Below are 9489 nucleotides of genomic sequence, written 5' to 3' on the forward strand. Positions count from 1 at the left end.
TTGGAGTTCGATGTAATCGCCAGCTGCTTGTAAGAAGAATACAAGGTCAACCACGACTACGAATTCATCACCGTCATCTGGAGGGCGGTGATCGCAATGCCCTGCTGGGTATTTCCAATAGCGTGATGCTCGCGGAAATCACCGCGAACCGCGTGCTCGATCAAATCGAACCACCTGCATAAACCCGCAACACCACTGAACCCCTGTGGGAGCCAGCCTGCTGGCGATAGCGGTCTGACATTCAACATCCATGTTGCCTGACACACCGCCATCGCGAGCAGGCTCACTCCTACAGTTTTTGATGTGCGTACCCCATCAAATCCGCTAGTCCCATTGGACGATGTTGCCCCTCGCCGAACCCGTTTGAATAGGCCCTACATAAAGTCTCCCCCGGCAGTCGCCGAAGGGCGGCACCGCCTGAGAAAAACGAGGAGTGCATCCATGGATATCCGCGGTCTGGGTTACGTCACCCTGTTATCCAGCGACCTGGCGCAGTGGCGCCACTACGCGAGCCAGGTGTTGGGCATGATGGTCAGCGGCGACGATGAGCTTTTGTACCTGAAGATGGACGAGCGTCATTACCGCGTGCTGGTGCTGAACAGCGCCGAAAATGGCTTCGGTGCCTGCGGCTGGGAAGTGGCCGGCAAGGCGGCGCTGGAACAGGCGGTCAGCGAGCTGCAACAGGCCGACGTGCAAGTGACCCGTGGCACCGCCGCCGAAGCGGAGCTGCGCAAGGTCCAGGAACTGGTGCACTTCAGCGACCCGGATGGCAATCGCCACGAACTGTTCTGGGGCCCGCTGCAGGATTTCGCCCGTTTCGTTTCGCCGGTGGGCGTCAAAGGTTTTGTCACCAACGAACTGGGCATGGGCCACGTGGTACTACCAGCTCCGGCTTTCGAGCGCTGCCGCGACTTCTATGAGCAGGTGATGGGTTTTGGCCTGTCGGACCTGATGAAAGTCCGCTTCACCCCGGACCCGGCCGAGCCGCAAAAGCGTATTCACTTCCTGCACTGCAACAACGGCCGGCACCACTCGCTGGCGATTTTCGAATGCCCGATGCCCCATGGCTGCGTGCACATGATGGTCGAGGTCAGCGCGCTGGACGAAGTCGGCCGCGCCCTGGACCGCGTTCACGCCAACGGCGTGAAGCTGTCGGCCACCCTCGGCCAGCACACYAACGACCAGATGATTTCTTTCTATATCAAGACCCCGTCCGGGTTTGACCTGGAATACGGCTGCGATGGCCTGGTGGTCGACTGGGACCGYCACACGCCGTTCGAAAGCACCGTGGTCAGCCACTGGGGCCACGACTTCAGTGTCGGTCGCCAATGAGGAACAAGACGATGGACAAGCAAATGAGCACCGCCGAGATCGTCGGCCAACTGCGTGACGGCATGACCATCGGTATCGGTGGCTGGGGCCCGCGCCGCAAGCCGATGGCGCTGGTGCGCGAGATTCTGCGCTCGGACCTCAAGGACCTGACCGTGGTCGCCTACGGCGGCGCCGATGTCGGCATGCTCTGCGCGGCCGGCAAGATCAAGAAACTGGTGTTTTCCTTCGTTTCCCTGGACTTCATTCCGCTGGAGCCGTACTTCCGCAAGGCGCGCCAGGAAGCGGCGCTGGAAGTGATGGAGATCGACGAAGGCATGCTGCTGCTCGGTCTGCGGGCGGCGGCGATGAATGTGCCGTTCATTCCGACGGCGGTGGGCCTGGGCACCGATGTGCTGCGCCACAACCGCCAGATCAAGTTGATCGCCTCGCCCTATGCCGATGGCAAGGACTGGGTCGCCATGCCAGCGCTCAAGCTCGACGCGGCGCTGGTGCATGTCGACCGCGCCGACAAACGTGGCGTGTGCCAGATCAGCGGTCCGGATCACTACATGGACGACCTGTTCGTGCGGGCCGCGACCCACAGCTACGTGACCTGCGATGAGCTGGTCGACAGCGAGTATTTCCATCAGGACAGCGCCCACGCACATCAAGTGTTCTGGGAACGCAACCTGACCACCGCCGTGGCCCACGTACCGGGCGGGGCGCATCCGTCTTCGTGCGCGCCGCTGTACGGTTTCGACGTCGCGCACTTCAAGGCCTACAACGCCACGGTCCAGGCGGCCGACGGCTGGCAGGGTTACGTGCGCGACTACGTCGACTGCACCCACGAACAGTATCTGGAAAAGGTCGGCGGCCTGGCTGCGATCCGTGAACTGCCGTTGCCGATTTTCTAAGGGAACCTTCCGATGAGCACTACTACTTACAGCCTCGCCGAACTGATGATCTGCGCGGCCTCCGAAGCCTGGCGCGAAGACGGCGAAGTTCTGGCCAGCGGCATCGGCGTGATCCCGCGTCTGGCGGCATCGCTGGCCATGCTGACCAGCAACCCGCAACTGCTGATGACCGACTCCGAAGCCTACATGGTCGCCGAACCGGTGCCGTTGGGCGCACGTAAAGGCTACGAGCCCAAGCGTGACAGCTGGATGGGTTTCTCGCGGATTTTCGACAACGTCTGGGGCGGCAAGCGCCATGCCCTGGTCGGCCCGACCCAGATCGACCGTTACGGTCAGGCGAACATTTCCTGCATCGGCGACTACGCCAAACCCAAGGCGCAGATGCTCGGTGTGCGCGGTTTCCCCGGTAACTCGATCAGCCACGCCAACTCGTTCTGCGTGCCGAGCCATAACCGTCGGGTGTTCGTCGAAGGCGAGGTCGATATGGTCGCCTCGGTGGGCTACAACCCGGCGCGCCTGGCCCGGGGCTGGTCGCTGGATGACATCGACATCCGACTGATCATCACCGACCTCTGCGTCCTGGACTTCCAGGGCCCGCAGCGGCAGATGCGCATCCGTTCGCTGCACCCCGGCGTGACGGCGGCGCAAGTCCAGGACAACACCGGCTTCGAGTTGCACGTGCCGGATGACTGCCCGACCACCGCCGCACCGACGGTCGAGCAGTTGCAGCTGATCCAGCGTCTGGACCCGCACAACCTGCGCGCCCTGCAACTCAAAGACAACCCGCCAGGCCAACGCTGAGCAACGCGTTGCGGAGAAAAGTGATGGCTGAACATAACGATAACAATCAGGCCGAGGTGGTGCTGTACGAGGTGCGTGGCGCGGTGGCCCTGGTCACCATGAACCGCCCCGAGTACCACAACGCACAGAACTCGCAGATGACCTATGCGCTGGACGCGGCGTTTCGCCGGGCCTGCGATGACGATGACGTGAAGGTCATTGTGCTGCGTGGCGCCGGCAAGCATTTCTCCGCCGGGCACGACATCGGCACCCCGGGCCGCGACGTCGACAAGACTTTCGATCGCGCCAGCCTGTGGTACGACCATGTGAACAAACCGGGTGGCGAGTTTCTCTATGCCCGCGAGCAGGAAGTCTATCTGGGCATGTGCCGCCGTTGGCGCGAAATGCCCAAGCCGACCATCGCCATGGTCCAGGGCGCGTGCATCGCCGGTGGCTTGATGCTGGCCTGGGTCTGCGACCTGATCGTCGCCAGTGAGGATGCCTACTTCGCCGATCCGGTGGTGCGCATGGGCATTCCCGGGGTTGAGTATTTCGCCCACGTGCATGAGCTCAATCCGCGCATCGCCAAGGAGTTCCTGTTCCTCGGCGAGCGCATGCCGGCACCGCGTGCCTATCAGATGGGGATGCTCAATCGGGTGGTTGCTCGCGACGAACTGGAGCAACAAACCCTCGACATCGCCGGGCGCATCGCGCAGATGCCGCGCCTGGGCCTGCAGCTGAGCAAGCAAGCGGTGAACAACGCCGAAGACCTGATGGGCAAGCGCGCAACCATGGACATGGTGTTCGGCCTGCATCACTTCGCCCATGCCCACAATGAACTGGTGTCCGGCGACCGCCTCGGCGGCTACGACGCCAAGGCCATGGCCAGTTCCCAGCGCAAAACGGGCGAGGCGTGAGCATGGCGATCTCGTTGAATACCCGTTTAACACAACTGCTCGGTTGTCGTTATCCGATCATCCAGACCGCCATGGGCTGGGTCGCCGACCCGAAACTGGTGGCGGCCACGGGCAATGCCGGTGGTTTCGGTTTTCTTGCCGGGGCGACCATCGAACCGCAGCAGATGGAAGCGGCGATTATCGAAACCCGGCGCCTGACCGATCAGCCGTTCGGGGTGAATTTCCATATGTACCAGGCCAATGCCGGCGAGATCGTCGAGCTGGTGTTGCGCCACAAAGTCCGGGCGGTCAGCTACAGCCGTTCGCCGGGCAAGCAAATGATCAGCCGCCTGAAGGACGCCGGGGTGGTGTGCATTCCCACCGTCGGCGCGCTCAAGCATGCGCAGAAAGCCGTGGAAATGGGCGCCGATGCGGTGACCGTACAGGGCGGCGAGGGCGGGGGACACACCGGTTCCGTACCGACCTCGATGCTGCTTGATCAGGTGGTTAACGCGGTGTCGGTACCCGTGGTGGCGGCCGGCGGCTTCAAGGACGGCAAGGGGCTTGTTTCGGCCCTGGCCTACGGCGCCGAAGGCATCGCCATGGGCACGCGTTTCCTGATGTGCGCCGACAGCCCGGTGCCCCAGGCGACCCTGGCCCGTTACCTCGCGGTCAAGGACCCGGCGGCGATCATCATCAGCCGCGCTATCGACGGCATGCCGCAACGGATGATCCGCAACGAATTGCTCAACCAGCTGGAAAACAGCGGCGGCCTCAAGCGCCTGTTGCTGGCATTGCAGAGTGGCCTGGCCTACCGCCGCCATACGGGCATGAGCCTGACCCAATTGCTCAGCAGCGCCTTGAAGATGCGCGGTGCCGGAGAGTTGACCGCCGCGCAAAGCATCATGGCCGCCAACGCGCCGATGGTGATCCAGAAAGCCATGGTCGACGGGCAACCGGCTGCCGGTGTGTTGCCTGCCGGACRGATCGCCGCATCCATCGACAGCTTGCCCAGCTGCGCCCAATTGATTGAACAGATCGTCCGCGACGCCGAAGCGCGCCTGGGCGAGCTGTGCCGCCGTGTGTCGTAAGGGGCCATGCATTGTGAAGGAAGGAAACCATGAAACCATTTAGCGTCAGCATCGAACACGGCATTGCCGAACTGGTCTTCAACCGACCACCGGTCAACGCCTTCAACTGCCAGGGCTGGGCCGATATCGCCAGCGAGATCGAGGGCCTGGGCCGCAACAGCGACGTGCGGGTGATCGTGATCCGTGCCGAAGGTCGCGGCTTCTGCGCTGGGGTCGATATCAAGGAACTGGCCGCCGACGGCAACCTGATCGTCGCGGTGAACAAGGGCAACTACGACAGCTTCAAGGCCATTCACCGCAACCCGAAACCGGTAATCGTGGCCGTGCACGGCTTTGTGCTGGGTGGCGGCATCGGCATTTGCGGCGCCGCCGACATCATTGTCGCGTCCGAGTGCGCCACCTTCGGCGTGCCTGAAGTGGATCGCGGCGCCATGGGCGGCGGTGCGCATTTGCAGCGTTTGTTCCCGGTGCAGAAAGTCCGCCACATGTACTTCACCGGCGAGGCCATCGACGCCGCCGAGGCGTACCGCCTGGGCGCGGTGGAGCGGGTGGTCAAGCGCGAAGACTTGCGCGAAGCCGCGTTGCAGATCGCCCGCACCATCGCCGCCAAGAGCCCCGGCATGATCAGCCTTGCCAAGGAAGCGCTGAGCGGTATCGAAGACGGCAATCTGGAAGACAAATACCGCTGGGAGCAGGGCTTCACCCTCGAAGCCTACCGCTCACTGGACTCTCAGGAAGCACGCGACTCGTTCGTCGAGAAACGCGATGCCCGATTCAACGGCTGAAGGCATATCCATGGACCTGACCTATACCCCGGCCCAGCAGGCCTTTCGTGCCGAGGCACGGACCTGGCTGGCGGCCAATGTACCGAGTGAACCGCTGCAATCGTTCGACACCGAGCCTGGCTTTGCCCAGCACCGGGCCTGGGAAGCCAAGCTCAATGAAGGCCGTTGGGGCATGGTCACCTGGCCGACCGAACTCGGCGGACGCGGCTGCGACCTGATCGAGTGGTTGATTTTCGAAGAGGAATACTACCGTTCCGGGGCGCCGGCACGGGTCAACCAGAACGGCATCTTCCTGCTCGGCCCGACCCTGATGGAATACGGTAGCGAAGAACAAAAGGCACGGTTTCTGCCGCGCATGGCCACTGGCGAAGACATCTGGGCCCAGGCTTGGTCGGAGCCGGGCGCCGGTTCCGACATGGCGGCGATCCGTTCCAAGGCTGAACGGGTGGGCGACCACTACGTGATCAATGGCCAGAAAACCTGGTCGACCCGCGCGGTGTGGGCCGATTGGGCGTTCGGTATTTTCCGTACCGACTCGCAGTCCCAGCGTCATCACGGGCTGACCTTCATCCTGCTGCCGCTGGATACGCCGGGCATCACCGTGCGGCCGATTCCTCAGCTCAACGGTTTGCCGGGCTTTGCCGAGATCTTCTTCGATGACGTCAAGGTGCCGGTGGAAAACGCCCTCGGCGGCGAAGGCATGGGCTGGCACGTGGCGATGTCCACCGCCGGGTTCGAGCGCGGTTTGTTGCTGCGTTCACCGGCACGCTTCCAGGAAACCGCCAAGCGTCTGGTGCAGTTGTACCTGGCCAACCGTGAGCAGGCCGACCGCGACCCGGCCATCTTTGATGCAGTGATGCGCGCCTGGCTCGATGCCGAGGCCTACACCCTGAGCACCTACATGACCGCCTCGAAACTGGTGCAGGGCGGCAAGATCGGGTCGGAGTCGTCGACCAACAAGATCTTCTGGTCGGAGCTCGACCAGCGCATGCACGACACCGCCATGAGCATTCTCGGATTGCGTGGCGAGCTGCTGCCGCAAGCCCCGGCCGCCGGCGACGTCGGCCATTGGCTGGAAGGTTTTCTGTTTGCCCAGGCCGGGCCGATCTACGCCGGCACCAACGAGATCCAGCGCAACATCATTGCCGAACGCATGCTCGGCATGCCGCGTGCCTGAGGAATAGACCATGGACTTTAGTTTCAGCCGCGACCAACTGCTGTTTCAGGACAACGTCCGCAGCTTCCTGATCAACGAAGTCACCCCGGAACGCATCCGCGAACTGTGGCAGAGCGACAGCGGGCGCAGTGAGCAACTTTGGGCGCAACTGGTGGAACTCGGCCTGACCGCCCTGACCGTGCCCGAGGCACAGGATGGCATGGGCATGAAGGAGCTGGATTTCGTGCTGATTGCCCAGGAATGCGGTTACGCCGGTCTGCCCGAACCGCTGGTGGACACTATGTTGCTCGGCGTGCCGTTGCTTGCCGCCCTTGATCAGCAACACGCGCCACTCAAACAAAAATGGTTGTCACGAGTTGCCGAGGGCCGTGCGCGTCTTGCCGTGTCTGAACCGGGTAATCCGCTGGTCAGCGATGCCCATGTCGCCGATCTGCTGTTGCTGGCCAATGGCGACGAAGTGCATGCGCTGGAGCGCGACGTCGTGCGTCTGACCCGCAACGAGTCAGTCGACCCGAGCCGTCAACTGTTCCAGGTCGAGTGGACACCAACCCCCGCCACCTGCGTTGCCAGCGGTGAGCAGGGCCGACGCCTGTGGACAGCCACCTTCAACCGTGGCGCCCTCGCCAGTGCCGCGCAATTGCTGGGGCTGGCCAAACGCATGGTCGACCTGGCGGTGGACTACACCTTCGAGCGCAAACAGTTCGGCAAGCCGGTCGGCTCGTTCCAGGCGGTCAAGCACTTGATGGCCAATGTCGCGGTGCAGATCGAGTTCGCCAAAGGCCCGCTCTACCGCGCCGCTTATGTGCTGGCCGAGCAGCTACCGGGGCAGGACGTGCTGGTGTCCCACGCCAAGCTGGCGACGGCGGAAGCGGCCATGCTCGCGGCGAAGAACAGCATCCAGGCCCACGGCGCCATGGGTTACACCTGGGAAGTCGACTTGCATCTGTTCATGAAGCGCGCCTGGGCTCTGGACAAGGTCTGGGGCGATCGCAGCCATCACAAGGGGCGGATTCGCGCGGCGCTGTTCGACGGCACACCTGCGCTGGGTGCGGGCAGTACGTTTTAACCAGTCAGTAAGGGTGACTACATCCCTGTGGGAGCGAGCYTGCTCGCGATGGCGGTGCATCAGCTGGCATCAATGTTGGATGTGCCGGCCTCATCGTCGGAACGCCGCCCGGAGCAAGCTCGCTCCCACAGGTTATCGGCGCCTGATTTTATTTTTTTTCACCGAGGTAGACCATGCCTGAAGCTTATATTGTCGACGCCCTGCGCACGCCCACCGGGCGGCGCAAGGGTGGTCTGAGCCAGATCCACGCCGCCGACCTGGGCGCCCACGTATTGCGCGCGCTGGTCGAGCGCAATGCCATTCCCGACGAGGATTACGACGACGTGATCTTCGGCTGTGTCGACACCATCGGCCCGCTGGCCGGGGACATCGCCCGCACCAGTTGGCTGGCGGCCGGCCTGTCGCAATCGGTGCCGGGCACCACCATCGATCGCCAGTGCGGTTCGTCCCAGCAAGCGGTGCACTTCGCCGCCCAGGCGGTGATGAGCGGCACTCAGGATGTGGTCATCGCCGGTGGTGTACAGACCATGACCCAGATCCCGATTTCCTCGGCGATGATCGCTGCCGAGCCCTTGGGCTTCACCGATCCTTTCAGCGGCTCCGAAGGCTGGGTGCGGCGCTACGGCGCGCAAACCCCGACGCAGTTCCGTTCGGCGCAGATGATCGCCGAGAAATGGGACCTGTCCCGGGCGCAGCTTGAAGCTTATTCGCTGGAGTCCCATCGACGAGCCTTGCAGGCCATCGAGCAAGGCCGCTTCAACCGCGAGATCGTGCCCCTGGCCGGTGTGCTGCACGACGAAACCCCACGCCAGACCAGCCTGGAAAAAATGGCCGAGCTGGAGTTCCTGTTCGGCTGCGACCGGGTGACTGCCGCGGTATCGAGTCAGACCTGTGACGCGGCCAGCGCAATGCTGATCGTCTCGGAGGCGGCGCTCAAGCGTTACGGCCTGACGCCACGGGCACGTATCCATCACCTGAGCGTGCGCGCCGAAGACCCGATCTGGATGCTCACCGCGCCGATCCCGGCCACCGCTTACGCGCTCAAGCGTGCCGGCATGAAGCTCGAAGACATCGACCGGGTGGAGATCAACGAAGCCTTCGCTTCGGTGGCCATGGCCTGGTTGAAAGAGACCGGCTATCCCCATGAGCAGACCAACGTCAACGGCGGCGCGATTGCCCTCGGTCATCCATTGGGCGCCACCGGCACCCGCTTGATGTGCACCTTGCTCCATGAGCTGGAACGCAGCGGCGGCCGTTATGGCATGCAGACCATGTGCGAAGGCGGCGGGCAGGCCAACGTGACGATCATCGAACGTTTGTGATTTCAAGATGCCCACTGAACCTGTGGGAGCGTGGCTTGCCCGCGATGGGATCACCACGGTGCACATGACACACCGCGGCTTTTCATTGGTGAATCAAAAGATCGCAGCCTGCGGCAGCTCCTACTTTGGAATGCGTGMACCTGTAGG

Annotated in this window: 9 protein-coding genes and 1 pseudogene; all 10 read left to right on the forward strand. The window is 63.2% G+C overall.

From position 1 onward, the window contains the following. A pseudogene (locus tag AC1DVH_RS21220) lies at nt 1–182 on the forward strand (hypothetical protein); the annotation flags it as partial. A gap of 259 nt (nt 183–441) precedes the next feature. Then, a complete protein-coding gene (locus AC1DVH_RS21225) occupies nt 442–1332 on the forward strand; it encodes a VOC family protein (RefSeq protein ID WP_477755461.1) in 891 nt (296 codons plus the stop codon). An 11-nt stretch (nt 1333–1343) separates the two neighbouring features. Continuing rightward, nucleotides 1344–2225 carry a CoA transferase subunit A gene (locus AC1DVH_RS21230; RefSeq protein WP_477755462.1) on the forward strand — a complete coding sequence of 294 codons (882 nt, stop codon included), beginning with the start codon at nt 1344–1346 and terminating at the stop codon, nt 2223–2225. A gap of 12 nt (nt 2226–2237) precedes the next feature. Continuing rightward, entirely contained in the window at nt 2238–3026 is a 789-nt protein-coding gene (locus AC1DVH_RS21235; protein ID WP_477755463.1) for a CoA-transferase subunit beta, read from the forward strand. 23 nt (nt 3027–3049) lie between these two features. Beyond that, nucleotides 3050–3922 (forward strand): enoyl-CoA hydratase, encoded by an 873-nt coding sequence (locus tag AC1DVH_RS21240; RefSeq protein WP_477755464.1) that lies wholly within the window; start codon nt 3050–3052, stop codon nt 3920–3922. 2 nt (nt 3923–3924) lie between these two features. Beyond that, the gene (locus tag AC1DVH_RS21245; RefSeq protein ID WP_477755465.1) at nt 3925–4992 is read left to right on the forward strand and encodes an NAD(P)H-dependent flavin oxidoreductase; all 1068 of its coding nucleotides are present in this window, start codon (nt 3925–3927) and stop codon (nt 4990–4992) included. A 29-nt stretch (nt 4993–5021) separates the two neighbouring features. Beyond that, nucleotides 5022–5777: an enoyl-CoA hydratase family protein gene (locus AC1DVH_RS21250; protein WP_223458443.1), complete on the forward strand. Its 756-nt coding sequence runs from the start codon at nt 5022–5024 to the stop codon at nt 5775–5777. 10 nt (nt 5778–5787) lie between these two features. Continuing rightward, nucleotides 5788–6954 (forward strand): acyl-CoA dehydrogenase family protein, encoded by a 1167-nt coding sequence (locus AC1DVH_RS21255; protein WP_477755468.1) that lies wholly within the window; start codon nt 5788–5790, stop codon nt 6952–6954. A 10-nt stretch (nt 6955–6964) separates the two neighbouring features. Further along, a complete protein-coding gene (locus AC1DVH_RS21260; RefSeq protein WP_477755466.1) occupies nt 6965–8020 on the forward strand; it encodes an acyl-CoA dehydrogenase family protein in 1056 nt (351 codons plus the stop codon). A 173-nt stretch (nt 8021–8193) separates the two neighbouring features. After that, complete coding sequence (locus AC1DVH_RS21265; RefSeq protein WP_477755467.1) at nt 8194–9342, forward strand: acetyl-CoA C-acetyltransferase; 1149 nt, start codon at nt 8194–8196, stop codon at nt 9340–9342. Nucleotides 9343–9489 lie beyond the last annotated feature (147 nt).

Source organism: Pseudomonas sp. P4_C3 (assembly GCF_056402075.1).